Origin of the sequence: Methylobacterium sp. Leaf108 (genome assembly GCF_001423265.1) — a bacterium.
Lineage (GTDB): Bacteria > Pseudomonadota > Alphaproteobacteria > Rhizobiales > Beijerinckiaceae > Methylobacterium.
Window position 1 is genome coordinate 25,544 of sequence record NZ_LMND01000012.1, and the last position, 26,839, is coordinate 52,382.

General features: G+C 70.2%; 21 protein-coding genes. 11 read left to right on the forward strand and 10 right to left on the reverse strand.

Translation table 11 applies throughout. The annotated features are described in order from the left end of the window. Window positions 1-102 precede the first annotated feature (102 nt). The 8 genes from ASF39_RS08345 to arsH form a co-directional block, all read right to left on the reverse strand. Entirely contained in the window at window positions 103-798 is a 696-nt protein-coding gene (locus tag ASF39_RS08345) for a response regulator transcription factor (RefSeq protein ID WP_056282742.1), read from the reverse strand. Continuing rightward, the gene (locus ASF39_RS08350) at window positions 795-3,527 is read right to left on the reverse strand and encodes a sensor histidine kinase KdpD (RefSeq protein ID WP_056282745.1); all 2,733 of its coding nucleotides are present in this window, start codon (window positions 3,525-3,527) and stop codon (window positions 795-797) included. Before ASF39_RS08350 ends, ASF39_RS08345 begins: the two co-directional genes overlap by 4 nt. A 9-nt stretch (window positions 3,528-3,536) precedes the next feature. Next, on the reverse strand, window positions 3,537-4,142 hold the full coding sequence (locus tag ASF39_RS08355) for a K(+)-transporting ATPase subunit C (RefSeq protein WP_056282748.1): 606 nt from the start codon (window positions 4,140-4,142) through the stop codon (window positions 3,537-3,539). 35 nt (window positions 4,143-4,177) lie between these two features. Next, on the reverse strand, window positions 4,178-6,271 hold the full coding sequence (gene kdpB, locus ASF39_RS08360; protein ID WP_056282751.1) for a potassium-transporting ATPase subunit KdpB: 2,094 nt from the start codon (window positions 6,269-6,271) through the stop codon (window positions 4,178-4,180). 122 nt (window positions 6,272-6,393) lie between these two features. Further along, window positions 6,394-6,603 carry a hypothetical protein gene (locus ASF39_RS22030; RefSeq protein WP_210168659.1) on the reverse strand — a complete coding sequence of 70 codons (210 nt, stop codon included), beginning with the start codon at window positions 6,601-6,603 and terminating at the stop codon, window positions 6,394-6,396. Window positions 6,604-6,616: 13 nt separating this feature from the next. Next, window positions 6,617-8,332: a potassium-transporting ATPase subunit KdpA gene (kdpA, locus tag ASF39_RS08365; protein WP_056282754.1), complete on the reverse strand. Its 1,716-nt coding sequence runs from the start codon at window positions 8,330-8,332 to the stop codon at window positions 6,617-6,619. A gap of 27 nt (window positions 8,333-8,359) precedes the next feature. Continuing rightward, window positions 8,360-8,449, reverse strand: coding sequence for a K(+)-transporting ATPase subunit F (locus tag ASF39_RS08370; RefSeq protein ID WP_036267122.1), 90 nt, complete (start codon window positions 8,447-8,449; stop codon window positions 8,360-8,362). A gap of 306 nt (window positions 8,450-8,755) precedes the next feature. Then, on the reverse strand, window positions 8,756-9,517 hold the full coding sequence (gene arsH / locus ASF39_RS08375; RefSeq protein ID WP_056282757.1) for an arsenical resistance protein ArsH: 762 nt from the start codon (window positions 9,515-9,517) through the stop codon (window positions 8,756-8,758). Between the two features lie 47 nt (window positions 9,518-9,564). Here arsH and ASF39_RS08380 point away from each other — a divergent pair, with 47 nt between their 5' ends. From ASF39_RS08380 to ASF39_RS08410, 7 genes are all read left to right on the forward strand, one after another. Continuing rightward, on the forward strand, window positions 9,565-9,927 hold the full coding sequence (locus ASF39_RS08380; protein ID WP_055888031.1) for a metalloregulator ArsR/SmtB family transcription factor: 363 nt from the start codon (window positions 9,565-9,567) through the stop codon (window positions 9,925-9,927). Next, window positions 9,920-10,447: an arsenate reductase ArsC gene (locus tag ASF39_RS08385; RefSeq protein ID WP_055888030.1), complete on the forward strand. Its 528-nt coding sequence runs from the start codon at window positions 9,920-9,922 to the stop codon at window positions 10,445-10,447. The genes ASF39_RS08380 and ASF39_RS08385 overlap by 8 nt, the downstream gene beginning before the upstream one ends. Beyond that, on the forward strand, window positions 10,447-10,872 hold the full coding sequence (gene arsC / locus ASF39_RS08390; protein ID WP_056282761.1) for an arsenate reductase (glutaredoxin): 426 nt from the start codon (window positions 10,447-10,449) through the stop codon (window positions 10,870-10,872). The genes ASF39_RS08385 and arsC overlap by 1 nt, the downstream gene beginning before the upstream one ends. Window positions 10,873-10,908: 36 nt before the next feature. Continuing rightward, window positions 10,909-12,240, forward strand: coding sequence for an arsenic transporter (locus ASF39_RS08395; RefSeq protein ID WP_056282763.1), 1,332 nt, complete (start codon window positions 10,909-10,911; stop codon window positions 12,238-12,240). Window positions 12,241-12,250: 10 nt separating this feature from the next. Then, complete coding sequence (locus ASF39_RS08400) at window positions 12,251-13,414, forward strand: MFS transporter (RefSeq protein ID WP_056282768.1); 1,164 nt, start codon at window positions 12,251-12,253, stop codon at window positions 13,412-13,414. Window positions 13,415-13,618: 204 nt separating this feature from the next. Beyond that, window positions 13,619-19,531: a M10 family metallopeptidase C-terminal domain-containing protein gene (locus tag ASF39_RS21135; RefSeq protein WP_056282770.1), complete on the forward strand. Its 5,913-nt coding sequence runs from the start codon at window positions 13,619-13,621 to the stop codon at window positions 19,529-19,531. Between the two features lie 175 nt (window positions 19,532-19,706). Beyond that, the gene (locus tag ASF39_RS08410) at window positions 19,707-20,714 is read left to right on the forward strand and encodes a hypothetical protein (protein ID WP_056282772.1); all 1,008 of its coding nucleotides are present in this window, start codon (window positions 19,707-19,709) and stop codon (window positions 20,712-20,714) included. 31 nt (window positions 20,715-20,745) lie between these two features. Here ASF39_RS08410 and ASF39_RS08415 read toward each other — a convergent pair whose 3' ends face one another. After that, window positions 20,746-22,608 (reverse strand): ABC transporter transmembrane domain-containing protein, encoded by a 1,863-nt coding sequence (locus ASF39_RS08415; RefSeq protein WP_055888118.1) that lies wholly within the window; start codon window positions 22,606-22,608, stop codon window positions 20,746-20,748. Window positions 22,609-22,809: 201 nt separating this feature from the next. Here ASF39_RS08415 and rpmE point away from each other — a divergent pair, with 201 nt between their 5' ends. Then, window positions 22,810-23,064: a 50S ribosomal protein L31 gene (gene rpmE / locus ASF39_RS08420; protein WP_055888117.1), complete on the forward strand. Its 255-nt coding sequence runs from the start codon at window positions 22,810-22,812 to the stop codon at window positions 23,062-23,064. An 85-nt stretch (window positions 23,065-23,149) separates the two neighbouring features. Here the strand turns inward: rpmE and ASF39_RS08425 are convergent, their stop codons facing one another. After that, window positions 23,150-23,677: a DUF1465 family protein gene (locus ASF39_RS08425; RefSeq protein ID WP_055888008.1), complete on the reverse strand. Its 528-nt coding sequence runs from the start codon at window positions 23,675-23,677 to the stop codon at window positions 23,150-23,152. A gap of 510 nt (window positions 23,678-24,187) precedes the next feature. On the opposite strand from ASF39_RS08425, the gene rpmH reads away from it, so the two are divergent. From rpmH to yidC, 3 genes are read left to right on the forward strand one after another with little or no spacing between them, the layout of a single operon-like run. Next, on the forward strand, window positions 24,188-24,322 hold the full coding sequence (rpmH, locus tag ASF39_RS08430) for a 50S ribosomal protein L34 (RefSeq protein ID WP_055947927.1): 135 nt from the start codon (window positions 24,188-24,190) through the stop codon (window positions 24,320-24,322). Between the two features lie 39 nt (window positions 24,323-24,361). Continuing rightward, window positions 24,362-24,946: a ribonuclease P protein component gene (rnpA, locus tag ASF39_RS08435; protein ID WP_244472323.1), complete on the forward strand. Its 585-nt coding sequence runs from the start codon at window positions 24,362-24,364 to the stop codon at window positions 24,944-24,946. Then, entirely contained in the window at window positions 24,939-26,798 is a 1,860-nt protein-coding gene (gene yidC, locus ASF39_RS08440; protein WP_056282774.1) for a membrane protein insertase YidC, read from the forward strand. Before rnpA ends, yidC begins: the two co-directional genes overlap by 8 nt. Window positions 26,799-26,839: the final 41 nt, after the last annotated feature.

The window sequence follows — 26,839 nt, forward strand, 5'->3', positions numbered from 1 at the left end:
CGTGTCGTCGGCGATGTGCCGCGCCGGCACGGCCGCGATGCAACGGCGTTCTGTCGATCGCGACCGGGAGGCTACGGCCGTCTTCGAGGAAGATCGCGGCGGTCAGGGCCGCCCTTCGTCGTCCGGCGCGCGCAGCCGGTAGCCGACGCCGGTCTCCGTCAGGAGGATGCGCGGACGCTCGGGATCGGCTTCCAGCTTGAGGCGGAGCTGGCGCATGTAGACCCGCAGGTATTGCGGATCGGACGAGGTCGAGACCGCGGTCATGAGCTGGGCGTGCGTGAGCACCTTGCCGGCATGCTGGACCAGCACGCGCAGGAAGTCGTACTCCCGCGGCGTCAGCTTCACCTCGGCGCCGCGGACCCGGACGATGCGGCGCACGATGTCGACGCTGAGGCCGTCGACCTCGAACAGGGCCCGCTCGCCCTGGACGGCGAGCTGGTGGCGCAGGGCGGCACGGATGCGCGCCAGCAGTTCGCCCATGCCGAAGGGCTTGGTCACGTAGTCGTCGGCACCGAGATCGAGGGCCTCGACCTTGCCCGGCTCGTCGTCGCGGCTGGAGAGCACCACCACCGGCAGGTCGCGAAAATCCGCCCGGACGACGCGCAGCAGGTCGTGCCCGCGCATGTCGGGCAGCCCGAGGTCGAGGATGATCAGGTCGACCGCCTCCCTGGCCAGCATGGCGAGGGCGGTGCGCGCGTCGGGCGCCTCGACGACGGCGTAGCCCTGCGTGGCCAGGCCCATGCGCAGGAGCTTGCGGATCGGCGGCTCGTCGTCGACGACGAGGATGGTTATGCTCATCCTGCGATCCCCGATCGACCGTTCCCCGCCGCGGGAATGGGCAGGTGGATGGTGAAGACCGCGCCGCTGCGGTCGCGGCGGTTGCCGGCCGTCAGCGTCCCGCCCATCGCCTCGACGAAACCGCGCGCGATGGCGAGGCCGAGCCCCGTCCCGGCCCGGACGCTGTCGCCCTTGGCGGCACGATAGAACTTGTCGAACACCCGTTCCAGCTCGGCTTGCGGCAGGCCACCGCCCTCGTCGAGGACGCGCAGGCGGACCGCACCGCGATGAACCGCCCCTTCGACCGTCACGACCGATCCGTCCGGCGCGTATTTGGCGGCGTTGTCGAGGAGGTTGACGAGCACCTGCTCGAACAGCACCGGGTCGAGGCGCAGGGCCGGCAGCGCCGCGGGCACGGCGACCACGACGCGATGGCGCGACAGGACCGTACCGAGCCGGCGGATGGCCGTGTCGACGATCTCGGCCACGTCCTGCGGGGTGAGGGTCGCCGCCACCGCGCCCGCTTCGAGCCGGGTCATGTCGAGGAGGTTGGCGATGAAGCGGTTCAACCGCTCGGACTCCGCGACGATGGTCGTCACGAGCTCGCCCTTGGCGTCCGGGGACAGGGCCCCTTCGAGGTCGCGCAGGGTGGTGGCCGCCCCCAGCACGGAGGCCAGCGGCGTGCGCAGGTCGTGGGAGATCGAGGTGAGCAGGGCCTGGGCCAGGCGGTCGGTCTCGGCGGCGCGTTCGGCCCGGTCGAGCTCTTCCACCAGGCGGACCCGCTCGATGGCGAGCGCCGCCATGTCGGCCAGGGCATCGAACAGGCGCCGGCTTTCGGGCGAGAGGATGGGGCCGGTGCCGTCCGTGTCGAGACCGACGACACCGACGATGCCGCGGCCGGTTCGCATCGGCAGGAACAGGCGCCTGGCGCCGGGCAGGGTGTCGGCGCCGCGCCCGGCCGGCCTCTCGTTGTCGAAGGCCCAGGTCGCCGCGCCGAGGTCGGCCGCCTCGAGGCGGTCCTCGGGCGGGAAGCCGGCCTTGACCGAGACCGTTCCGTCCTCGGGCAACAGCACGACCACGCTAACCCTCAGCATGGCCGCGATCTGCGCCGAGGTCGCCCACAGCACGTCGTCGAGGGTGGCACAGCCGGCGAGCGTGCGGCTGAAGCCGTAGAGCCGTTCCGTGGCGCGGGCCCTGCCCTGCGAGACGACGGCCTCGCGGCGGGAGCGCGAGGCGAGGTTCGAGACGACGACCGCCACCAGGGTGAACAGCAGGAACGCCGCCACGTTGGTCGGGTCCGCGATGGTCAGGGTATAGACCGGAGGCAGGAAGAAGAAGTTGTAGGACAGGGAGGCGGCGACCACCGCGACGAGGGAAGGCCCCAGCCCGAGGCGCGCCGCGACCGCGACCACCGCCGTCAGGAGGAACAGGTCCGCGTTCTCCACGCCGAGGACGGGCTGCGTCAGCAGGGCGAGCGCGAGGGCCACGGCCGTCGCGGCGAGGCCGAACAGGTAGGGCGCCACGACGGAAGCCGGCGCGGGCGCGGTGGCCACCGTCTTGGGCGGCATCGGATCGGCCCTCACCGCCTCGCCGGCGATGACGTGGATGCTGATGTCGCCCGAGCGCCGGACGATGTCGTGCACCACCGAGCCGTTGACGAGTTCGAACAGGGCCGAGCGCTCGGCCTTGCCGAGGATGATGTGGTTGACGTTCGTCGCGCGGGCATGGGCGAGGATGTCGTCGGCGATACGCCGGCCGCCGGGAATGGTCACGGCGTCGCCGCCGAGGCGGTCGGCCAGGCGCAGGGTGTCGGCGATGCGGTCGCGCGCGGCCTCGTCGAGGGAGAGGCTTCGCGGGCCTTCGATGGTGATGGCGGTCCAGGGCGCGTGCAGGCGGTCGGCCAGGCGCTTGGCGTGACGCACGAGGCCGGCCGAGCGCGGGTCCTCGCTGACGCAGACCAGCACCCGTTCGCCGGCGCCCCACGGGCCCGCGATGGCGTTGGCCCGCATGTGGCTCAGGAGTTCGTCGTCAACCCGGTCGGCGGTCCGGCGCAGCGCCAGTTCACGAAGGGCGGTCAGGTTGCCGCGCGAGAAGTAGTGCCTGAGGGCGCGCTCGGCGTTGCCCTTCACGTAGACCTTGCCGTCGCGCAGGCGCTGGATCAGGTCGTCGGGGTTGAGGTCCACCACCTCGATGTCCTCGGCCCGGTCGAGGATGCCGTCGGGAACGGTCTCGCGCACCCGGATGCGGGTGATCTGCGCGACGACGTCGTTGAGGCTTTCCACGTGCTGGATGTTGAGGGTGGTGAAGACGTCGATGCCGGCGTCGAGCAGTTCCTCCACGTCCTGGTAGCGCTTGGGATGGCGCGAGCCCGGTGCGTTGGTGTGGGCGAGTTCGTCGACGAGGGCGAGGCCGGGTCGGCGCGCGAGCAGCGCGTCGAGATCCATCTCCTCGAGGACCGCGGCGTGATACGGCACCGCCCGGCGGGGCACGATCTCGAAACCGTCGACCAGGGCCGCGGTCTCGGGCCGGCCATGGGTCTCGACCACGCCGACGACGACGTCGGTGCCCGCCTTGAGCCTGGCACGACCGATGGTGAGCATCTCGTAGGTCTTGCCGACCCCCGGGGCCGCCCCGAGGAAGATCTTGAGGCGGCCGCGCCCGCCCTCCTCCCGGCGCGCGGCCGCCAGCAGCGCGTCGGGGGACGGCCGGGCGGGCTCGCGCGGCGGGAGCGGGGTCGGCGGGCGGTTCATTCGGCGCGGTTACTTCCGTTCCAGCTCGTCGAGGGCGAGGTTGAGGGCGAGCACGTTCACCCGTGGCTCGCCGAGGACGCCCAGGAGCCGGCCCTGGACCCGGGACGCGACGAGGCCGCGCACCCGATCCTCGGCGAGGTTACGCGCCTTGGCGACGCGGGGCACCTGGAACAGGGCGGCGTCGGGCGAGACGTCGGGGTCGAGGCCCGACCCGCTCGTCGTGACGAGGTCGACCGGGACGGGACGACCCGGGTTCTCGGATCGGCGCGCGGCGAGGTCGCCCGTCACCCGCTCCGCGAGCGCGGCGCTGGTGGGGCCGAGGTTGGAGCCCGAGGAGCTCGCGGCGTTGTAGGGCGAGGGTATGGTTCTGGTCGCATCGGACGGGTCGGCGGCGGTGGTGGCCGAGGGCCGGCCCTGGAAGTAGCGGTCGCTGGTGAAGGACTGGCCGATCAGGCCGGAGCCGACGGACCGGCCGTCCCGTTCGACGAGGCTGCCCGCGGCCTCGGCCGGGAAGATGGCCCCGGCGAGGCCGGTCATCGCGAGGGGATAGCCGAGCCCGGTGATGGCCGTCAGCGCGATCAGCAGGACGAGGGCGGGGCGAAGCGGGTTCGACATGGCGGGTACTCTTTCGCGGGACGGTTCGAAGCGAATCAGACGAGGTGCAGGGCGGTGACGGCCAGATCGATGGCCTTGATGCCGATGAAGGGCACCAGGATGCCGCCGAGCCCGTAGATCAGGAGGTTCCGGCGCAGCAGCGCCCCGGCCCCGACCGCCCGGTAGGCCACGCCGCGCAGGGCCAGCGGGATCAGCACGACGATGATGAGCGCATTGAAGACGACGGCCGAGAGGATCGCACTCTGCGACGAGGCCAGCCCCATGACGTTGAGTGCCTGGAGCTGGGGATAGAGACCCAGGAACATCGCCGGGATGATGGCGAAATACTTGGCCACGTCGTTGGCGATGGAAAACGTCGTCAGGGCGCCGCGGGTCATCAGGAGCTGCTTGCCGATGCCGACGATCTCGATGAGCTTGGTCGGGTCGCTGTCGAGGTCGACCATGTTGCCGGCCTCGCGGGCCGCCACCGTGCCGGTGTTCATGGCGACTCCCACATCCGCCTGGGCGAGCGCCGGCGCGTCGTTGGTACCGTCGCCGCACATGGCGACGAGCTTGCCCTGCGCCTGCTCCTTGCGGATCAGCGCCAGCTTGTCCTCCGGGGTGGCCTGGGCGAGGAAGTCGTCGACGCCGGCCTCGGCGGCGATGGCGGCTGCGGTCATGGGGTTGTCGCCGGTGATCATCACGGTGCGGATGCCCATCCGGCGAAGCTCGGCAAAGCGCTCGCGGATACCGCCCTTCACGATGTCCTTGAGGTAGACGACGCCGAGCAAACGGCCGTCGCGGCTGACCGCCAGGGGCGTGCCGCCGGCCTTGGCGACATCCTCGGCGATGGCCTGGATCTCGCGCACGGTCTCATCGGCGACACCGGGGCTGTAGGCCAGGGCCGCGCTCGATCCACGCGTGGCCATCGGCTGCTTGCTCACGGACGCAATGATGGAATCGACCGCGCCCTTGCGGATGGAGGAACCGTCGAGGTCGACGCCGCTCATCCGGGTCTGGGCGGTGAACGGCACGAAGGTCGCGTTCAGGCTCGCCATGTCGCGGGCGCGAATGCCGTATCGGTCCTTGGCCAGCACGACGATGGAGCGACCCTCGGGGGTCTCGTCGGCCAGCGAGGCCAGTTGGGCGGCGTCGGCCAAATCCTGCTCGGAGACGCCGTTCAAGGGCCGGAACTCGGTGGCCTGGCGGTTGCCCAGCGTGATGGTGCCGGTCTTGTCGAGCAGCAGGGTGTCGATGTCGCCCGCCGCCTCGACGGCCCGACCCGACATGGCCAGCACGTTGAAACGCACCAGCCGATCCATGCCGGCGATACCGATGGCCGACAGCAGCGCGCCGATGGTGGTGGGGATCAGGGTGACGAACAGGGCCACCAGCACGATGAGCGAGATGGAGCCGCCGGCATAGGAAGCGAAGCTCGGGATCGACGCCACCGCGAAGACGAAGACGATGGTGAGGCCGGCGAGCAGGATGTTGAGGGCGATCTCGTTCGGGGTCTTCTGCCGGGAGGCGCCCTCGACCAGCGCGATCATGCGGTCGACGAAGGTCGAGCCGGCGGCCGCCGTGATCCGCACCCGGATCTCGTCGGAGAGCACCTGGGTGCCGCCGGTCACCGCCGAGCGGTCGCCGCCGGATTCCCGGATCACCGGAGCGGATTCTCCGGTGATGGCGGCCTCGTTGACCGAAGCGACGCCCTGGATCACCTCGCCGTCGGACGGGATGATGTCGCCGGCCTCGACCAGAACCACGTCGCCGACCTTGAGGTCGTTGCCGGGGACGGTCTCGAACTCCCGGCCGGCACCCTCCAGGCGCTTGGCCATGGTCTCGGTGCGAGTGCGCCGCAGGCTGTCGGCCTGGGCCTTGCCGCGCCCTTCGGCGATGGCCTCGGCGAAGTTGGCGAACAGCACGGTGAACCAGAGCCAGAGGACGATCTGGCCGGAGAAGGCGAGGTCGGCGCCGCCGGTCAGCAAGTCGCGGAGAAACAGGACGGTGGTGAGCGCGGCCACCACCTCGACCACGAACATGACCGGGTTGCCGATCATGATGCGCGGGTCGAGCTTGGCGAGGGCGCCGACGAGCGCCGGCCCGACGAGGGCGGCGCTGAACAGGCGTGTGGGAGTCTGGCGGGCCATGGGGAACGTCCGGGATGAGGGTCGGCGGGGAGCCGGCGCACGACGCGCCCGGCCCGAGCGGATCTGGCGAAAGCGGCCACCCCCGGGGAGCGTCGGGGCGCCACCGCGAAGCGGCCTGGGGTTCAGGGCGCCAGCAGGCGGCCGGCAACGGCGGCGCAGGCCAGGAGGGCGAGCGCACCGAGCAGGGTCACCGCGAGCATTCCGAGCACGATGTCGGACACCCGGGTCTTGCCCCCGTCCTGCGGGGTCCGGCTCGCGATCGGCGTCCTCGGCCGGCGAGGTCCGAGCCCCCTGCGCAAGGCTGCGCGCCGCTGTGCGAGGCGAGGCGGCATGGCGTGACGCATCTCAGCCTCCGGCTGCGAAGGTCTGGCCGAGGCCGCCGGCGAGGTGCTCGACGATGGGCCCGAGCGCCAGGGCCGGGAAGAAGGTCAGCCCGCCGACGATGAGGATCACGCCAACCAGCAGGCCGACGAACAGGCCGCCATGGGTCGGGAACGTCCCCGCGGAGGCCGGCACGGTCGTCTTGGCGGCGAGCGACCCGGCCATGGCGAGCGCCGGCACGATCACGAAGAACCGTCCGAATAGCATGCCGAGGCCGAGCGTCGCGTTGTAGAAGGTGGTGTTGGCGCTCAGCCCGCCGAAGGCCGAGCCGTTGTTGGCCGCCGCCGAGGTGAAGGCGTAGAGGATTTCCGAGAAGCCGTGCGGACCCGCATTGGCCGGGCCGGCGAGCCCGGCCGCGACCACGGTGGCGAGTGCGGTGAAGCCGAGCATCATCAGGGGCAGGCACAGGATGGCGAGCATCGCCATCTTGACCTCGCGGCCCTCGATCTTCTTGCCGAGGTATTCCGGCGTGCGCCCCACCATCAGGCCGGCCACGAAGATCGTCACGACGACGAAGACCAGGATGCCGTAGAGGCCGGCGCCGACGCCGCCGACGATGATCTCGCCGAGCTGCATGTTGATCATCGGGATCATGCCGCCCAGCGCCGTGAACGAGTCGTGCATGGCGTTGACGGCGCCGCAGGACGCCGCCGTCGTCACCGCCGCGAACAGGGCGGAGGCGACGATGCCGAAACGGACCTCCTTGCCCTCCATGTTGCCGCCGGTGAGCCCGAACGAGTTGAGGACGGGGCTGCCCGCGCTCTCGGCCCAGTAGACGACGCTGACACCGGCCAGGAACAGCACACCCATGGCGGCAAGGATCGCCCAGCCCTGGCGCTCGTCGCCGACCATGCGGCCGAAGACGTTCGTCATCGCAGCGCCGATGGCGAAGATGGACACGATCTGGATGAAGTTCGAAAGCGCCGTCGGGTTCTCGAACGGATGGGCGGCATTGACGTTGAAGAAGCCGCCGCCGTTGGTGCCGAGCATCTTGATGGCGACCTGGCTCGCCACCGGCCCGACCGCGATGGTCTGCCTGGCGCCCTCGAGGGTCGTCACCTCGACGGCTCCGCCCAGTGTCTGCGGGACGCCCTGGGAGACGAGGAACAGGGTGTAGAGAATGCAGAGCGGCAGCAGCACGTAGAGGACGGTGCGGGTGAGATCGACCCAGAACGACCCCACCGTCGTGGCCGACGCCCGCGAAAAGCCCCGGACCAGGGCGACGGCGAGCGCGATTCCGGTGGCCGCCGAAAGGAAGTTCTGGTGGGTCAGCCCCAGCATCTGCGCGAGGTACGACAGCGTCGTCTCGCCGCCGTAGGACTGCCAGTTGGTGTTGGTGACGAAGCTCGCCGCGGTGTTGAAGGCGAGGTCGGGCGCGACCGCCGACTGCCCGTCCGGGTTGAACGGCAGCGCCGCCTGGACGCGCAGCAGCGCGTAGAGGCTCAGGAAACCGAGGGCGTGGAAGGCGAGCATGGCCAGCGCGTAGGTCAGCCAGTGCTGCTCCTGATCGGCGTCGATGCCGGCGGCGCGGTAGAGGCCGCGCTCGACGGGGGCGAGCACGGGCGAGAGGAAGGTGCGCTCGCCCGTGAACACGCGGGTCATGTAGCCGCCGAGGGGGCGGGCGAGCGCCAGCACGACCGCGCAGAACAGCGCGATCTGGATCCAGCCGTTGATTGTCATGGCAAGTCTTCCTTGGGAGCCGTTCCTTCAGAACCGCTCGGGGCGGACGAGGGCGTAGGTGAGGTATCCGAGCAGCCCCAGGGTCACGAGGGCGCCGAGCGTCAGGTCGAGCGTCATGGCGCGTCCCTCACAGGCGTTCGCAGAAGGTCGCGTAGGCGGCGGCCAGGCCGAAGAAGGCCAGCCCCGCGGCGATGAAGACGATGTCGGGCATGGTGCGTCCGTTGTCGGTCGGGGGCCGGTGCCATGACCGGCCGCGCTCGTCGGACTATGTGGACGCGAACCGCGTGAGGGTTCGAGAGGGAGTCGAGGGCGATCCCATAAGGATCTCATCAGGATCGCGGGGCGGTCGTCCCGGGCTGGGGGGCCGCCACCGCGACGGTGGCGCCGGCATGACGCCGGGCCCCGGCCGGGGCATCGCTCACCCTATCGTTTGACGAACCCGACGTCGGCCGCCACCCCCGCCAGTCGCTCGGGCTCGCGTTCCTTGCGCTCGCTGTAGCGGTCAACGAGGTAGTCGGCCCGTTCGCGGGTGAGCAGCGTGAACTTCATGAGTTCCTCGCAGACGTCGACGACGCGTTCGTAGAGGGGGCCCGGCTTCATGCGACCGGCCTCGTCGAACTCCTTGTAGGCCATCGGCACCGAGGATTGGTTGGGGATGGTGATCATCCGCATCCAGCGCCCGAGCACGCGCAGGGCGTTGACCGCGTTGAAGCTCTGCGAACCGCCCGAGACCTGCATCACCGCCAGGGTCCGCCCCTGAGTCGGCCGCACGCTGCCCTCGCTGAGTGGCAGCCAGTCGATCTGGCTCTTGATGACGCCGGTGAGGGTTCCGTGGCGCTCCGGGCTCACCCAGACCTGGCCCTCCGACCAGATCGAGAGCGCACGCAGTTCCTGCACCTTGGGATGGTCGGCAGCCGCGTCGTCCGGCAGCGGCAGGCCGTGCGCGTCGTAGATCCGCACCTCGCCCCCCATCCGCTCGAGGAGGTGAGCCGCCTCGTGGGCGAGGAACCGGCTGAACGAACGCTCGCGCAGGCTGCCGTAGAGGATCAGGAACCGCGGCGCATGCGTGAAGGGCGCATCGACCCGAAGGGTCTGGGGCGTCGGCACCGCGAAATGCGCCTCGCTGAGGTTCGGCAGGCCGTTGGCGGAGGTCGGTCGGGGGAAGGTCGGTCGGGGCTTGTCCACGGCGTCGCTTTCTTTTATACTTCAATGATGGTTGAGATATTGAACCGATGATGGCCGAACGGCAAGCCCTCACCGCCTTTGCGGCCCTGTCGCAGGAGAGCCGCCTGAGGATCGTGCGGGCGCTGGTCACCGCCGGCCCGGAGGGGCTGGCGGCCGGCCTCATCGCCGAGGGGATCGGCGTGTCCTCCTCCAACGTCTCGTTCCACCTCAAGGAACTGGAGCACGCCGGCCTCATCGCATCCCGCCGCGAGGGCCGGTCGATCATCTACAGCGCCGTCTATCCGGCCCTGTCGGGCCTGATCGCCTTCCTGATGAGGGATTGCTGCCAGGGCCGGCCGGAGGTCTGCGCGCCCGCCGTCACCGCACTCGACGCCTGCTGCACACCGTCTGGGGAGATCGTCCATGCCTGATCGCGTCTACAACGTCCTGTTCCTCTGCACCGGCAACACCGCCCGTTCGATCCTGGCGGAAGCCATGCTCGCCAAGGAAGGCGCGGGCCGCTTCATGGCCTATTCCGCCGGCAGCCGGCCCAAGGGAGTCGTCAACCCGATCGCCCTCCAGGTGCTGCGCGAGACCGATTATCCCACCGACGGGCTCGCCTCGAAGCCCTGGGACGTGTTCGCGACGCCCGACGCGCCAAGGATGGATTTCGTGTTCACGGTCTGCGACAGCGCCGCCGGCGAATCCTGCCCGGTCTGGCCCGGCCAGCCGGTGACCGCCCATTGGGGTATCGAGGACCCCGCCGCCGCCGAGGGAACCGACCTCCAGAAGAAGGCCGCCTTCGTCACCGCCCAACGCTACCTCAAGAACCGGATTTCCGCCTTCCTCGCCCTTCCGATCGCCAGCCTCGACGCCGTGGCCCTGTCGTCGAAGGTCCGCGAGATCGGCCATCAGTCCGGCGCCACCGCCGCCCGGCCGGAGGTGGCGTGATGGACGTCGTCATCTACCACAACCCGGCGTGCGGCACCTCGCGCAACACCCTGGCGATGATCCGCAACGCCGGTATCGAGCCGCATGTGATCGAGTACCTGAAGACCCCGCCGACGCGGGCGCTGCTGCGCCAGCTCGTCGATCGCGCCGGGATGTCGGTGCGCGATCTCCTGCGCGAGAAGGGTACGCCCTATGCGGAGCTCGGCCTGTCCGATCCGGGGCTCGGAGACGACCGGCTGCTGGATGCCATCGGCGAGCACCCGATCCTGATGAATCGGCCCCTCGTCGTCAGCCCGAACGGCGTCGCCCTGTGCCGCCCGTCCGAACGGGTCCTCGACCTCCTGCCGCCGCAACGGGGCGCGTTCGTCAAGGAGGACGGCGAGCGCGTCGTCGACGAGCACGGCCGGACCGTCGCCACCGCCTGATCGCCAACGACCGGACAAGACAAAGACACCGCCCCGATGCTCGCGCTCGCCATCTTCGTCGTGACCCTCGTCTTCGTCATCTGGCAGCCCAGGTTCGCCTGGCAGCCCAACGGCCTCGGCATCGGGTGGAGCGCGCTGGCCGGGGCCGGCGTCGCCCTGGCCACCGGCGTCATCGGCCTGTCCGACGTGCCGGTGGTATGGGACATCGTCTGGGACGCGACCTTCACCTTCGTGGCGTTGATCGTGATCTCGCTGCTCCTCGACGAGGCCGGGTTCTTCCACTGGTCGGCGCTGCACATCGCCCGCTGGGGCGGCGGTCGCGGCCGGCTCCTGTTCCCCCTCGTCATCCTGCTCGGCGCGGCGATCGCGGCGGTCTTCGCCAACGACGGGGCAGCCCTGCTCTTGACCCCGATCGTCCTGGCCATCCTGCTGCGGCTTGACTTCAAGCCGGCCGCCGCGCTGGCCTTCATCGTCGCCTGCGGGTTCGTGGCCGATTCCACCAGCCTGCCCCTCGTGATCTCGAACCTCGTCAACATCGTCAGCGCGAACTTCTTCTCGATCTCCTTCAGCCGGTACGCCGCGGTGATGGTGCCGGTGAACCTCGTCTCCCTGGCGGCCACCCTCGTCGTGCTGTGGCTGTTCTACCGCCGCGACCTGCCGGCCACCTATCGGATCGCCGACCTCGAGCCCCCGCGCGAGGCGATCCGCGACCCGCTGGTGTTCAAGGCGGCCTTCCCGCTCCTGGCCGTCCTGCTGGCGGCCTATGTCGTCACGGCGCCGCTCGGAGTACCGGTCTCCGTCGTCACCGGAGCCGGGGCGCTCCTGATGCTGGCGCTGGCCGGGCGCTGGTTCTCCGGGGGCAACGGCGGCGTCATCGCCATCGGCAAGGTGCTGTCCGGCGCCCCCTGGCAGATCGTGCTGTTCAGCCTCGGCATGTACCTCGTCGTCTACGGGCTGAAGAACGCCGGGCTCACCGACATCCTGGCCCAGGGCCTGGCGCGGCTCGCCGGCCAGGGCGACACGGTGGCGACCATCGGCACCGGTTTCGCCGCCGCGATCCTGTCCTCGGTGATGAACAACATGCCGAGCGTCCTCGTCGGCGCCCTAGCGATCCAGCAGGCCCCCGACCTCGCGCCCCTCACCCGAGAGCTGATGGTCTATGCCAACGTCATCGGCTGCGACCTCGGGCCGAAGTTCACCCCCATCGGGAGCCTCGCCACCCTGCTCTGGCTGCACGTTCTGGCCACCAAGGGGCAGCGCATCACCTGGGGGCAGTATATGAAGGTCGGCCTCGTCATCACGCCGCCGGTCCTGCTCGTGACCCTGGCGGCCCTCGCCCTCTGGCTGCCGATCCTGGGGCCGCAATAACGGGTCATTCATGGACGGTAGCCGACGCTGGCCGGTCATCTCCGCGCTCGGAATCGTCCAGATCCTGTCCTGGGGGTCGTCGTTCTATCTCCTCGGGGTGCTCGCGACGCCGATCGCCGCCGACACCGGCTGGCCCCTGACCTGGATCGTGGGCGGCCTGTCGGCGGGCCTGCTCGTGGCCGGCCTGGTTTCGCCGACCGTGGGCCGGACCATCGCGCGCCATGGCGGGCGCCCGGTGCTGGCCTCCGCGGCGGTGGCGATGGCGACCGGCCTCGTCGTGCTCGCGCTGGCCCCGAACCTGACCGTCTTCCTCCTGGCCTGGCTGTTCCTCGGCCTCGGCATGGGGATGGGCCTGTACGACCCGGCCTTCGCCACCCTCGGGCGCCTCTACGGTGCGCAGGCGCGTCCCGCGATCGCGACCCTCACCTTGTGGGGAGGCTTCGCCAGCACGGTGAGCTGGCCGCTCTCCGCCCTCCTCGTCGAGGCGATCGGCTGGCGGGGAACCTGCCTCGCCTATGCCGGGCTGCAACTGGCGGTGTCGCTGCCCCTGGTCCTGTGGACGATCCCCCCGCCGGCCACCCCGGCGCCGGGCCCCGACGTCCGGCAGAAGCCCGTCCCGGTCCTGGCGGAACGCGAGCGCCGGGCCTTCGTCGTGATGGCCGGCATCCTGGTCCTGGGCGGTACGGTGATGACCATGGTGTCGGTCCATCTCCTCACCCTGCTCCAGGCGCGCGCGGTGCCGCTGGCCTCGGCCGTGGCTTTCGGCGCGCTGATCGGCCCGGCCCAGGTCGGCGCCCGGCTACTGGAGATGGCGGGCCGGGGCCGCCACCATCCGCTCTGGACGCTCACCGCCGCCATGAGCCTCGTCGCGGTCGGCATCGCCCTGCTGGCGGTGGAGGTGCCCTTCGTGGGCCTCGCCCTCGTGCTCTACGGCGCCGGCAACGGCATCTATTCGATCGCCCGCGGAACGGTGCCGCTCGTGCTGTTCGGCCCGGAGCGCTACGCCCCCCTGATCGGGCTGCTGGCACGGCCGGGGCTGATGGCCCAGGCGGCGGCCCCCCTCGTCGGCGCCTTCGTCCTGACCCACGGCGGCGCCGAAGGCGTGTTCGCGCTGCTCACGACCCTGGCCGTCGCGAACGTGGCGCTGGTGGGTCTCCTGTGGCGGTGTCGCTGACCCCGAAGGACCGGCACGGCCTCCGTCGGCCGCTCGTGGATAACGGATCGCGAGGATGCGCTGGCGCGGTTCACACTTCGATAGGGTAACGACGCGTTAAGGAGGGCCCGGCGCGACCCTTTCGCGGCGGCAAGCCCGCTTGGAACACTTCGTCAAACCCCGATCCGCATCGTCGGCACCGTCCACGGTTCCGGGTTTCTTGCGATGTGCGTATTCTGCGGCCAGACCCACCCGACGGTCGCCTATGCCCTGGGATCGGGAAGCGGCACCACCGCCACCGCGTCGGAGGCGTCCGGCACGGCGACGTTCACGTCCGTGTCACGCACCGCCGACGTCGACGTCAACGGCCTGCTGTACGGCACGAAGTGGGCCGGGACCGCGCTCACGGTGTCGTTCCCCGACGTCTATGACGATTACGGGACCGGCTACTACGATCAGGGCGCGGCGAGCCGCATGGCCGTGCTGACGGCCGCGCAACAGACGGCCGCGCGGGCGGTGCTGGCCAACGTCGCCGCCGTCTCCAACCTCGCCCTCACGGAGATCGCCGAGACCGCGAGCGTCCACGCCAACATCCGGCTGGCGAACTCGGGCGCGCCCTCGACCTCCTACGCCTATCTGCCGGGGTCGAGCCTGTCGGGCGATGTCTTCTTCGGCAACATCGCCGGGAGCGTGCCGGTGGCGGGCACCTACGCCTACCACACCTACCTCCACGAGATCGGGCACGCCCTCGGCCTGAAGCACGGCCACGACACCGGTTCGTTCGGCGCGATCTCGCGCCCGATGGATGCGATGGAATACTCGGTGATGACCTATCGCTCCTACGTCGGCGCGCCCCTCACCGGCTATCGCAACGAGTCCATAGGCTACGCCCAATCGCTGATGATGCTCGACATCGCAGCCCTGCAGGCCCTCTACGGCGCCGACTACACCACCCAGGCCGGCGACACGGTCTACAGCTTCAGCGCCACCACGGGCGTCATGTCCATCGACGGGGTCGCCCAGGACGCGGTGGCCGGCAACCGCGTGTTCCGGACCATCTGGGACGGCGGCGGCAACGACACCTACGACTTCTCCAACTACACGACCCACCAGACGATCGACCTCGGCGCCGGGGCCGGCAGCACGATGTCGACCGCCCAGATCGCCTATCTCGGCGGCCCGTCCGCACGCGCCAACCTCTACAACGCCCTCCTGTTCGCCGGGAACGTCGCATCCCTCATCGAGAACGCCGTCGGCGGCGCGGGCAACGACCTCATCACCGGCAACCAGGCGGCCAACACCCTGTCAGGCGGCGCGGGCAACGACACCCTCGACGGCGGCATCGGCGACGACACCCTGATCGGCGGCGCCGGTGACGACACCTACCGGCTCGGCGACGCCGGCGACGTGGTGACGGAACTGGCCGGCGGCGGCACGGATACGGTGCTGGCCGCCTTCGGCCTCACCCTCGCGGACGACATCGAGAACGCCACCCTCACCGGCACGGCGGCGGTGAACGCCACCGGCAACGCCCTGGCCAACCTGCTCACCGGAAACGCCGCCGCCAACGTCCTCGACGGCGGCGCGGGCAACGACACCCTCGACGGCGGCGCCGGTGCCGACGCGCTCACCGGCGGGCTCGGCGACGATGTCTACGTCGTCGATTCCACGGGCGACACCGTGACGGAACTGGCCGGGGCGGGCATGGACACCGTGCGCGCCGGTATCGCCTACGTGCTGGGCCTCAACCTCGAGAACCTGGTGCTGACCGGCACCGCCTCCGTCGCCGGGACCGGCAACGGGCTCGCCAACGCGCTCACCGGCAACGCGGGCGCCAACCTCCTCGACGGGATCACCGGCGCCGACACCCTGGCGGGGGGCGCGGGCAACGACACCTACATCGTCGACGGCGACGACGTCGTCGTCGAGGGCGCCGGCGGCGGGACGGACACCGTCCGGTCCTCGGGAAGCCACGTCCTCGGCAGCGAGGTCGAGGTGCTGGTGCTCACCGGCACCGCCGCCATCGACGGCACCGGCAACGCCCTGGCCAACACGCTCACCGGCAACGCCGGCGCCAACGTCCTCGACGGTGGCATCGGGGCCGACCGCATGGCCGGAGGCGCGGGCGACGACACCTATCGCGTCGACGCCACCGGCGACGTGGTGACGGAACTGGCCAACGGCGGCACCGATACGGTGTCCGCCTCCGTCGGCTACGTCCTGCTCGCCAACCTCGAGAACCTCACCCTGACCGGCAACGCCGCCATCGACGCCACCGGCAACATGCTGGCCAACGTCCTCACCGGAAACGCCGCGGCCAACCGCCTCGACGGCGGCCTCGGAGCCGACACCATGGCCGGCGGGCTCGGCGACGACACCTACCGGGTCGACAACCTGGGCGACGTCGTCACGGAGGCGTCCAACGGCGGCACCGACCGGGTCGAGGCATCCGTCGGCCACACCCTCGGCGGCGACGTCGAGATCCTGACGCTCACCGGCACCGGCGCCATCTCAGGCACGGGCAACGGTCTCGCCAACCTCATCACCGGCAACGGCGGCGCCAACCTCGTCGACGGCGCGGCCGGCGACGACACCATGGCCGGCGGCCTCGGCAACGACACCTACCGCGTCGACAGCGCCGGCGACATCGTCATCGAGCTCACGGCGGGGGGGATCGACACCGTCGAAGCCGCCGCCAGCTACGTCCTGGGCGCACAGGTCGAGTACCTCGTGCTCACGGGCTCCGCCGCCATCGGCGGGACCGGAAACGCGCTGGCCAATCGCATCACCGGCAACGGTGCGGGCAACACGCTGACGGGCGATGCCGGCGACGACACCCTCGATGGCGGCGCCGGCGACGACGTCCTGGTCGGGGGGCTGGGCAACGACACCTATCGCATCGACAGCGCGAGCGACGTTGTCACCGAGGCGGCCGGTGGCGGCACCGATACGGTCGAGGCGGCGGCGACCTACACCCTCGGCGACGCAATCGAGGGCCTCGTCCTCGTCGGTGCCGCGGCCATCGCCGGCACCGGCAACGTCCTGGCCAACGCCATCGCCGGTAACACGGCGGCCAATCGCATCGACGCCGGCGACGGTAACGACACCCTCGACGGCGGCGCCGGCGCCGATACGCTGGTCGGCGGGCTCGGCGACGACACCTTCAGGGTCGACGCGGCCGGCGACGTGGTCACCGAAGCCGCCGGCGAGGGCACCGACACGGTGATCGCGACGGTCGGATACATCCTGTCGGGCGAGGTGGAAGCCCTGACCCTGGCCGGGTCGGCGGCGATCAACGGCACCGGCAACGGGCTCGCCAACCTCATCACCGGCAACATCGGCGCCAACATCCTGGACGGCGGCGCCGGCAGCGATACCCTCGCGGGCGGGCTCGGCGACGACACCTACCGGATCGACACCGTGGCGGACGTGGTGATCGAGGCGGCGGCCGCGGGCACCGACACCGTACAGGCCTCCTTCGACGTCACGCTCGGGGCCAACCTCGAGAACCTGCAGCTTCTGGGCTCGGCCGCCGTCAACGGGACCGGCAACGCACTGGCCAACGCCATCACCGGCAACGCCGGGGCCAACCTCATCGACGGCGGCGCCGGCGCCGATCGCATGGCGGGAGGGCTCGGGGACGACGTCTACAGGGTCGACAACGCCGGCGACATCGTCACCGAGACGGCCTCGGGCGGAACCGACACGGTGCAGGCCGGCATTTCCGCGACCCTCTCCGCCTTCGTCGAGAACCTGACGCTCACCGGCAGCCTGGCGATTTCGGGAACCGGCAACACCCTCGCCAACCGTCTCGTCGGCAACGGAGCCGCCAATACCCTCGACGGGGCCTCGGGCGCCGACACCATGGTCGGTGGGGCGGGCAACGACATCTACCGGGTCGACTCCGCCCTCGACGTGACCACGGAACTCGCCGGCGAGGGCACCGACACGGTCCTGGCGTCGACCGGATACACCCTCGGCGACAACGTGGAGAATCTGACGCTCGGCGGCACCGCCGCCCTCTCGGGCACCGGCAACGCCCTGTCCAACCTCGTCACCGGCAACGCGGGCGCCAACCTCCTCGACGGCGGCGCGGGCGCCGATACCCTGGCCGGCGGGCTCGGCAACGACACCTACCGGGTCGACGATGCCGGGGACGTGGTCACCGAAATCGCCGGGGGCGGCACCGACACCGTCGAGACCCTGGTCAGCCTGACCCTCGCGGCACAGGTCGAGGCCCTGACCCTCGCCGGCAGCGCTGCGATCGACGGCACCGGAAACGCGCTCTCCAACCTCCTCACCGGCAACGATGCGGCCAACGTCCTCGACGGCGCGGGCGGCGACGACACCTTCGAGGGCGGCGCCGGGGCCGACACCCTGATCGGCGGGCTGGGCAACGACAGTTACCGCGTCGGTGCCGGCGACGTGATCACCGAGGCGGCGGGCGGGGGCATCGATACGGTCCTCTCGGCCATCACATGGACCCTCGCGGGCGAGATCGAGACCCTCACCCTCACCGGGACCGGCGCCGTCGACGGTACCGGCAATGCGCTCTCGAACCGCATCACCGGCAACGCCGCCGCCAACACCCTGGCGGGCGATGCCGGCAACGATACCCTCGACGGCGGAGCCGGTGCCGACACCCTGGTGGGCGGGCTGGGCGACGACACCTATCGCATCGTCGATAGCGGCGACGTCGTCACGGAATTGACGGGAGGTGGCATCGACACGGTCGAGGCGGCGCTGAGCCTCGTACTGGCCGACTTCGTCGAGAACCTGGTCCTGACCGGGGTCACGGCCCTCTCGGGCACCGGCAACGGCCTCGCCAACCGCCTCACCGGCAATGCCGGCGCCAACCTCATCGACGGAGGGGCGGGCGCGGACACCATGGCCGGCGGCCTGGGCAACGACACCTACCGGGTCGACGACAGCGGCGACGTCGTCGTCGAACTCGCCGGCGGCGGCAGCGACCTCGTCGAAACCGGCCTGAGCCATACGCTGTCGGCGCAGGTGGAAAACCTCACCCTCACCGGCTCGGGCGCCATCGACGGCACCGGCAATGCGCTGGCCAACGTCATCACCGGCAACGCAGCCGCCAACGTCCTCGACGGCGGCGCCGGCAGCGACAGGATGGCCGGTGGGCTCGGCGACGACACCTATCTCGTCGATATGGCGGCCGACGCGGTGATCGAGGCGGCCGGCGGCGGAACCGACACCGTTCGGTCCTCCGCCAGCGTCACCCTGGCCCTCAACGTGGAGAACCTCACCCTGGTCGGCACCGCCGCCATCGCCGGAACCGGAAACGCGCTGGCCAACGTCATCTTCGGCAATGGGGCCGCCAATAGCCTCGACGGCGGCCTCGGAGCCGATTCGATGGCCGGCGGCCTCGGCAACGACACCTACCGGGTCGACAGCGCCGGGGACGTGGTCACCGAAGCGGCGGCATCGGGCACCGATACGGTCCTGACGGCGTTTAGCTACACGCTGAGCGACCACGTCGAGGCGTTGACGCTCACCGGAAGCCTGGCGGCCGATGCCACCGGCAACGGGCTCGCCAATGTCATCACCGGCAACGGCGCCGCCAACGTCCTCGACGGCGGCGCGGGTGCCGACACGATAATCGGCGGAGCCGGCAACGACACCTATGTCCTCGATTCGCTGTCGGACGTGGTCAGTGAAGGCGCCAGCGCCGGAACCGATAGCGTCCGCAGCGCCGTCACCCATACCCTCGGGGCGAACGTCGAGAACCTCACCCTGCTCGGGAGCGCCGACATCGACGGCAGCGGCAACGCCCTCGCCAACCGGATCCTCGGCAACGACGCGGTCAACGCCCTGTCGGGAGCGGCCGGCGACGACGTCCTGCGGGGGGCCGGCGGAGACGACCGTCTCACCGGCGGGCTGGGCCGGGACATCTTCACCTACGACGCCTTCGACTTCGGAGCCGACACCATCCTCGACTTCCTCTCCGGCACCGACCGGATCGACCTGCGCGGGTCCGGCATCGATGCCGTCGCGGATGTCTCGTTCGCGGCCTCCGGCGGCGACCTCCTGATCTCGTTCGCGGGGGTCGACGACACGATCACGCTGGCCGGCCTCTCGTCCCTGCAACTCGCCGCGTCGGACCTCCTGTTCGCATGAGGATCCGCCTCGCCCCGATCGCCGTCGCCCCCTCGCCCTGCGGCGGCGGGGTCGACGCGAGGGCGCGTCATCGCCTCCCGATGCAGGAGATGGGCGAACCGATACCGGGCGGTATTTCCCGATCGATCGTTTCGACGCATGATGTCGTCATGGCCGGCGGTAAGGTCGAAGCGTCATGAAACAGGTCATGCTGGCGACCCTGGGTTGCCTTTTGTCGGCGTTGTCCTGCTTTGGCGCCGACGGTTACTCGTTCTCGACCTACCTGTCCGACCGCGGCGGTTGCAACGCCCAGCGGCAGATCCTCGACGGGCGCCTGAAGGAACTCCGGCTCGACGTCGCCTCGTCCCAGAAGGCCGGTCGCAGTGCGAGCGTCGACCTGTTCGGGAAGCCGGCGGCGGACTGGTCGGAGGCCGACATCCGCGAGGTCCTGGCGGCCTACGGCTACTGCGAGGAACAGCTCTTCCTGCGCAATGTCGAAGGGACCACGCACCGTAAGAATCGGGAATCGATGCGCAGGGACTACGAGGTACTGATCGCGCGCGGCGCGGCGCGGATCGAGGAGAGCCTGCGGGAGATCATCGCCGCCGGCCGCAGCGAGGCCACCAAGACCGGCGCCCAGGCGACGGGCCAGCGCCGACCGAACCGCGACGGTCCTCCGGGCGATCGCTGGAACCGAGACGGGGTCCGGCCCTCAGCCGCCGCCGAGGGCGAGCCGGGCGAACGGTTGCCGGACCCGACGACCGACCTCAGCGAGGCGGAACGGACGAGGCAGTCCGAGATCCGGGCCGGTCTCCTGCAGGATGCCCGCCGCACCGCCCTCGAACGGGAGCGCGACCGCCTGCGCGCGCAGATCCCGCCCTCCGACCGGCCCGTGCCCGCTGGTCCCATCGCATCCGCACCGGAGAAGACCGCCGACGCCTTCGCCTTCGCGCCCCGGCCGATCGTCGACCGAACCCAATGCGCGGTGACGCGGGAGGGCTTCGACCAGGTCCAGCGCGGGATGCCGCTCGAACGCGTCGAGGCGGTGATCGGGTGCCGGGGGACGTTGACCACCACCACGATGTCGGCCGACCTCGGCAAGGTCGAGGTGATGCTCTGGGACGACCGCCGCAGCAGCGGCGCCATCACGGTTCAGTTCCTTAACAACGTGGTCTTCGCGAAGAGCCAGGTCGGGCTGAACTGACGGGACCCGCGACTGCGCGGCTAGGCTCTCCTCACTCCGCCGCCGGCCTCGCCGCGCGTAGAGCCTGCGCCGCCCGGCTCCGCGCGATGTCGCCGTGGGCATCGGTGAACTGGAGCGCGGCGAGCTGTGCGTAGAGCGCGCCCTCGGCCAGCAGGCTGTCGTGGGTGCCCGATTCGACGATGCGGCCGCCGTCGAGGACGAGGATGCGGTCCGCCGAGCGGATCGTGGCGAGGCGGTGAGCGATGACGATGGTGGTGCGCCCGCGCATCAGCGTGTCGAGGGCGCTCTGCACCGCGCGCTCGCTTTCCGCGTCCAGGGCCGAGGTCGCCTCGTCGAGGAGCAGGATCGGCGCATCCTTCAGGATCGCGCGGGCGATGGCGACGCGCTGGCGCTGGCCGCCCGAGAGCGTGACGCCGCGCTCGCCCACCACGGTGTGGTAGCCCTGCGGCAGGGCCTGGACGAAGCCGTCGGCATGAGCGAGTTCGGCCGCCCGCCTGACGTCGGCCTCGGTGGCGCTCGGCCGGCCGTAGGCGATGTTCTCGAACACCGTGCCGGAGAACACCGTCGGGTCCTGCGGCACCAGGGACAGGCGCTGGCGCAGGGCGTCCGGATCGGCCTTCGCGATGTCGACGCCGTCGATGCGCACGCAGCCCGAGACCGGATCGTAGAACCGCAGGATGAGCTGCAGGACCGTGGTCTTGCCGGCGCCCGAGGGGCCGACGAGGGCGACCCGCTCGCCGCGGGACACGGAAAAGTCGATCCCGTCGAGAGCCGCGTGCTCGGGCCGGGTCGGATAGGAGAAGCGCACCGCCTCGAAGGCGAGTTCGCCGCGCGAGGGCGACGGCATCGCGACGGGGGCGTCGGGCGCGCGGATCACCGGCTCGGCGGCCAGGATCTCGCCCAGCCGCTCGGCCGCACCGGCCGCCTGGGCGAGTTCCCCGTAGACCTCGGAGAGCTGGCCGAGCGCACTGGCACCGAAGACGGCGTAGAGCACGAACTGCGAAAGCTGGCCGGCGGTCATGGTGCCCGCCAGCACCCCTTGCGCGCCGTACCACATCACCCCGACGACGCTCGACGAGATGAGGAAGATCGCCACCCCCGTCAGGAGCGAGCGCGCCCGCACCGAATCGCGGGCGGCCCCGTAGGCGTTCTCGGAGGCCTGCGCGAAGCGGCCGGCCGTGGTCCGGCCCATGCCGAAGGCCTGCATCGTCCGGATCGAGCCCACCGCCTCGGAGGCGTAGGCCGAGGCCTCGGCGAGGCGGTCCTGCGCGGCCCGCGAGCGGCGCCGCACCCCGCGCCCCGACAGGATCAGCGGAAACACGATGAGCGGGATCGCCACGAGCACGAGGACCGACAATCGCGGGCTGGTGATGACCATCATGACGACGGCGCCCACGAACAGGAAGGCGTTGCGCAGGAGGATCGAGATCGAGATCCCGAACACCGACTTGACCTGCGTCGCGTCCGCGGTCAGCCGCGAGATGATCTCGCCCGATTGCGACCGGTCGAAGAAGGCCGGGTCCAGCACCGTCAGGCGGCGGAAGACGGCGCTGCGCAGATCGGCCACCACACGCTCGCCGAGCGTCACCACCGTGTAGTAGCGGGCGGCACTCGACAGCGCGAGCACGGCGACGACGCCGAGGAGGCCGGCGAAATAGGCGTCGATGACGGGCGCGTTCTCCGCCGAGAAGCCGTGGTCGATCACCCGGCGCATGGCGATGGGCACCACCAGGGTGGCACCGGAGGCGACGAGGAGCGCCAGGAACGCCGCCACGATCCGGCCGCGGTAGACCGCCGCGAACGGAACGAGCGGCTTCAACGACCCCAGGGGCGCCTTCGAACGATTGTCCTGGCCGGAGGTCTGGCCGGAGCTGCGGTCGGATTTACGGGCCATCATGCCTCTGGAGGATCGACGGATATGACATGGGACGGGCGCGGAACACCGAAATCCCGCCGTCCCGGCCGAGCGGACACGGATGGCCGCTTGTTCGTTCCGGAGCGGTGAGGTATAGGCGCGGCTTCATCCGATTGCGCGTGATCTATGGCCGCGGGCCGCCAGGCGGGCCGGTCGGCGTGGCTATTGAAGGACTTCGTCATGGCAAAGAGTGCGGCCGACAAGGCCAAGGGTACCGAGCATCCCGACTACCACTTCATCAAGGTCGTGATGACCGATGGGTCGGACTACATGACCCGGTCGACCTACGGCAAGGAGGGCGACACCCTCAACCTCGACATCGATCCCAACACGCACCCGGCCTGGACCGGCGGCGAGCAGAAGATGCTCGATCGCGGCGGTCGCGTCTCGCGCTTCAACTCGCGCTTCGGCAGCCTCTCGTTCGGCAAGAAGTAAGGCCTTTCCCGCTCCTGCGGGACCGGGCGGCGAAAACAGGCGGTGCCCGACACGGGGCACCGCCTGTTTTCGTTCGGCCGCCAAGTCAGTGCGCGGTGTTGAAGGTCGTGCGCAGGAGGTCGTGCTGGGCCGCCACCGGGCTGATGCGGGCGACCGGCGTCGGGCGGTCGTCGCAGATCAACGCGTCGAGGTGCAGGACGCGGGCATGCAGGCGGCGCGTGCGCACGATGAGGTCCTGCAGGCGCGTCGGCAGCAGCGTCCCGGCATCGGCCCGCGGCAGGTCGGGCGTGGTCAGCCGCACGCGGGTCTTTTCCTGCATCGCCTGGGAGGCGCTGATCTCGCCCTCGGCCACGGCGCGCTGCACGAGGAGCCAGGAGGCGATCTGCATCAGGCGGGTGGTGAGGCGCATGCTCTCGCTGGCGTAGGCGAGGGTGCCGTCCCGCGACAGCAGGCGCGATTCCTCGCGGCCCTGCCCGTCGAGATAGGCCGCCGCTTCCTCGACGATGGCCATGCCCTCGCGGAACAGCCCCTTGAACGCCTCGGAGGCCAGGTAGGTCGTCCCGAAATCGACCCAGTCCCGCTCGTCCCGGAAGGTGACGTCGAACCCGTTCATGGTGCCCCCTGTGCCAAGGCCGGATCGTTGCCGTTCCGAAATGGAACGCGACCCCTGCCGCTGCAGCCCATGTGGCAAACCTAGCGCCGAACGCGCCCCGGCGCGTCGCTAACCGTGTGTTAACGTTAAGGGACAGGGCGGGCGCCGGACAAAAAAATGCCGCCTCGGGTGGGCGGCATGTGTCGAGTCGTCAGGAGGCATCGCGCGAGCGGACCGGAAACCCCGTTCCACATCCAGAACCCTGGACGACCCGATCGTGCCACCGGCATGGTTAACCGAGGGTTAAGGCCTCACCTGCGCGCTCGCCCGAAGGTTCCCGCGAGGGGTCCGCCGCCGGGGAAACGGAATTGACTTGAGCCCCCCCTTCCGCCATAAGCCGCGCCATCGCGACGCCGCGCCCCTTGTGGGCGCCCTTCGCGCTTGCAGACACATTCTTGGAGCGAGCCTCAGGATGTCGCGCGTGACCTTTCGGGTCCGCCGTCCCGGCTCTGTTCCGTCGGAGATCGCGCGATGAAAAGAACCTACCAGCCCAGCAAGCTCGTGCGGAAGCGTCGTCACGGCTTTCGTGCGCGCATGGCCACCGCCGGCGGCCGCAAGGTCATTGCCGCGCGCCGCGCTCACGGCCGCAAGAAGCTTTCGGCCTGATCGACCGGTCGCGCCGTTGGACGACGGCGCATCGGCAGGATGATCAGCGTCCAGGATCGGCGGCTCGGGCTTGACCGGGCCGGAGCGTGTGCGGCCGAGGTCGAGCGAACCGTGTCGACGATCGAACGCCTGAAGAAGCGCTCCGATTTTCTCTCCGCTGCCGGCGGGCGCAGGTTTCATACCGACCGCATGACGGCACAGGGGATCCTGCGACCCAACCCCGATCCCGCCGGTCTGAGAATCGGCTTCACCGTCACCAAGCGGGTCGGACACGCCACCGAGCGCAATCGCATCAAACGACGCCTGCGCAGCGTGGTGGAGCAGGCTGCGCGCGACCTGCCGGACGTTGCCGCCGACGTGGTCCTCGTGGCCCGCCGTCCGAGCCTGCACGCCCCCTTCGGTGTCCTCGTCGACGAACTGCGCCGCGCTGTAGGCGCCGTGACGAAACCGCGGTCCGCAATCCAGCCCGACACCGGCTCGGCCCGCCCTTCCCGGAGCGGATCCCGATCGCGCGGCCGGCCCACGGGCACCGCCCCATCCGATCTTTCGGCAAAGCCGGTCGATTCCTCGCCGCTGCCGCCCTCCCCTCCCGCCAACCTGTGTGACGGATCGACCGATGGGTAATGACAAGACGAACATGATCGTCGCGATCGCCCTGTCGCTGGCGGTCCTGCTCGGTTGGAACTACTTCATCGCCGCGCCGCGAGTGGAGCAGCAGCGCCAGGCGGCGCTGCTCGAGAAGGCGGCCCAGGGTCAGGCCGCGACCGGACAGGCCGGCGTCGACGGCGTCCCGACTCCGAGTCCCAAGGAGGGCCAGCCCTCCTCGCCGATCCCCGGCACCCTCGGCAGCCCGACACAGACGGTCGAATCGCGCGAGGCCGCCCTGGCGCGCTCGCCGCGCGTGCGCATCGAGACGCCGGCCCTGTCCGGCTCGGTGTCGCTCAAGGGCGGCCGCATCGACGACGTCCTGCTCAAGGGCTACCACGAGACCGTCGACGACAAGAGCCCGCGCATCGTGCTGCTGTCGCCCACCGGCAGCGCCAACCCCTATTTCGCCGAGTTCGGCTGGGTCGGCCAGAATGCCGGTCCTCTGCCCACCGGCGAGACCGTCTGGACCGCCGACGGCACCGTGCTGTCGCCCGGCACGCCCCTGACCCTGACCTTCGACAACGGCGCCGGCCTCGTCTTCAAGCGGGTCCTGACCGTCGACGACAAGTTCATGTTCACGGTGCGCGACGAGGTCGAGAACAAGAGCGCCAACCCGGTCACGCTCTACCCCTACAGCCTCGTCTCGCGTTGGGGAAAGCCGCAGACGCAGGGGTTCTACGTCCTGCACGAAGGCATGATCGGCGTGCTCGGCGGCGAAGGACTTCAGGAATATACTTACGACCACGTCGCCAAGGAGCCGCCCTACGGCAACGGCGGCACCAAGGGTAAGGCCTGGGCCAACGTGACCGGCGGCTTCGTCGGCATCACCGACAAGTATTGGGCCGCCGCCGCCATCCCCGACCAGGCGGAGGCCTACACCGGCGCCTTCACCGAGCGCACCGACGGGGCCACCAAGGTCTACCAGGCCAGCGTGCGCGGCGACGGCCGCACCATCGCACTGGGCGCGTCTCTGGGCGCGACCCAGCGCCTGTTCGCAGGCGCCAAGGAAGTCAACGCGATCACCACCTACGAGAAGGATCTCGGCATCAAGCAGTTCGATCTGATGATCGACTGGGGCTGGTTCCACTTCATCACCAAGCCGATGTTCCGGGCTCTGGACTTCTTCTTCCACCTGTTCGGCAATTTCGGCGTCTCGATCCTGGTCGTGACCCTCCTGCTCAAGATCCTGTTCCTGCCCATCGCCAACAAGTCCTACAAGTCCATGGCCAAGATGAAGGCCGTGCAGCCCGAGATGCTCTCCATCCGCGAGCGCTACGGCGACGACAAGATGAAGCAGCAACAGGCGATGATGGAGCTGTACAAGAAGGAGAAGATCAACCCGGTCGCCGGCTGCTGGCCGGTGCTGATCCAGATCCCGGTGTTCTTCGCGCTCTACAAGGTCTTGTTCATCACCATCGAGATGCGGCACGCGCCGTTCTTCGGCTGGATCCAGGACCTGGCCGCGCCCGATCCGACGAGCCTTCTCAACCTGTTCGGCCTGCTGCCCTACGCGGCACCGGACTTCGTCCACCTCGGCATCTGGCCCATCATCATGGGCATCACGATGTTCATCCAGATGAAGATGAACCCCGCGCCGCCGGACCCGGTGCAGGCGCAGATCTTCACCTTCATGCCGATCGTGTTCACCTTCATGCTCGGCTCGTTCCCCGCCGGCCTGGTGATCTACTGGGCCTGGAACAACACCCTCTCGGTGATCCAGCAGTACGTCATCATGCGCCAGAACGGGGTGAAGGTGGAGCTGTGGGACAACTTGAGCGGCATGGTGAAGAAGAAGCCCGCCGACAAGGTCCCGACCGTCAAAAGCTGACCTTTCCGGTCGATGGAGGGGGCGAGCCTCATCCATCCACC

Excerpts from the sequence above, each read along its gene's own strand:
- rpmH (WP_055947927.1), top strand. The coding sequence starts at position 24,188 with ATGAAAAGAACCTACCAGCCCAGCAAGCTCGTGCGGAAGCGTCGTCAC.
- rnpA (WP_244472323.1), top strand. The coding sequence starts at position 24,362 with ATGATCAGCGTCCAGGATCGGCGGCTCGGGCTTGACCGGGCCGGAGCG.
- ASF39_RS08425 (WP_055888008.1), bottom strand. The coding sequence starts at position 23,677 with ATGAACGGGTTCGACGTCACCTTCCGGGACGAGCGGGACTGGGTCGAT.
- kdpB (WP_056282751.1), bottom strand. The coding sequence starts at position 6,271 with ATGGCCCGCCAGACTCCCACACGCCTGTTCAGCGCCGCCCTCGTCGGG.
- arsC (WP_056282761.1), top strand. The coding sequence starts at position 10,447 with ATGGACGTCGTCATCTACCACAACCCGGCGTGCGGCACCTCGCGCAAC.
- ASF39_RS08345 (WP_056282742.1), bottom strand. The coding sequence starts at position 798 with ATGAGCATAACCATCCTCGTCGTCGACGACGAGCCGCCGATCCGCAAG.
- ASF39_RS08400 (WP_056282768.1), top strand. The coding sequence starts at position 12,251 with ATGGACGGTAGCCGACGCTGGCCGGTCATCTCCGCGCTCGGAATCGTC.
- ASF39_RS08380 (WP_055888031.1), top strand. The coding sequence starts at position 9,565 with ATGATGGCCGAACGGCAAGCCCTCACCGCCTTTGCGGCCCTGTCGCAG.
- yidC (WP_056282774.1), top strand. The coding sequence starts at position 24,939 with ATGGGTAATGACAAGACGAACATGATCGTCGCGATCGCCCTGTCGCTG.
- ASF39_RS08385 (WP_055888030.1), top strand. The coding sequence starts at position 9,920 with ATGCCTGATCGCGTCTACAACGTCCTGTTCCTCTGCACCGGCAACACC.
- ASF39_RS08410 (WP_056282772.1), top strand. The coding sequence starts at position 19,707 with ATGAAACAGGTCATGCTGGCGACCCTGGGTTGCCTTTTGTCGGCGTTG.
- ASF39_RS08415 (WP_055888118.1), bottom strand. The coding sequence starts at position 22,608 with ATGGCCCGTAAATCCGACCGCAGCTCCGGCCAGACCTCCGGCCAGGAC.
- ASF39_RS22030 (WP_210168659.1), bottom strand. The coding sequence starts at position 6,603 with ATGCCGCCTCGCCTCGCACAGCGGCGCGCAGCCTTGCGCAGGGGGCTC.
- ASF39_RS08370 (WP_036267122.1), bottom strand. The coding sequence starts at position 8,449 with ATGACGCTCGACCTGACGCTCGGCGCCCTCGTGACCCTGGGGCTGCTC.
- ASF39_RS08355 (WP_056282748.1), bottom strand. The coding sequence starts at position 4,142 with ATGTCGAACCCGCTTCGCCCCGCCCTCGTCCTGCTGATCGCGCTGACG.
- ASF39_RS21135 (WP_056282770.1), top strand. The coding sequence starts at position 13,619 with ATGTGCGTATTCTGCGGCCAGACCCACCCGACGGTCGCCTATGCCCTG.
- ASF39_RS08350 (WP_056282745.1), bottom strand. The coding sequence starts at position 3,527 with ATGAACCGCCCGCCGACCCCGCTCCCGCCGCGCGAGCCCGCCCGGCCG.
- ASF39_RS08395 (WP_056282763.1), top strand. The coding sequence starts at position 10,909 with ATGCTCGCGCTCGCCATCTTCGTCGTGACCCTCGTCTTCGTCATCTGG.
- rpmE (WP_055888117.1), top strand. The coding sequence starts at position 22,810 with ATGGCAAAGAGTGCGGCCGACAAGGCCAAGGGTACCGAGCATCCCGAC.
- kdpA (WP_056282754.1), bottom strand. The coding sequence starts at position 8,332 with ATGACAATCAACGGCTGGATCCAGATCGCGCTGTTCTGCGCGGTCGTG.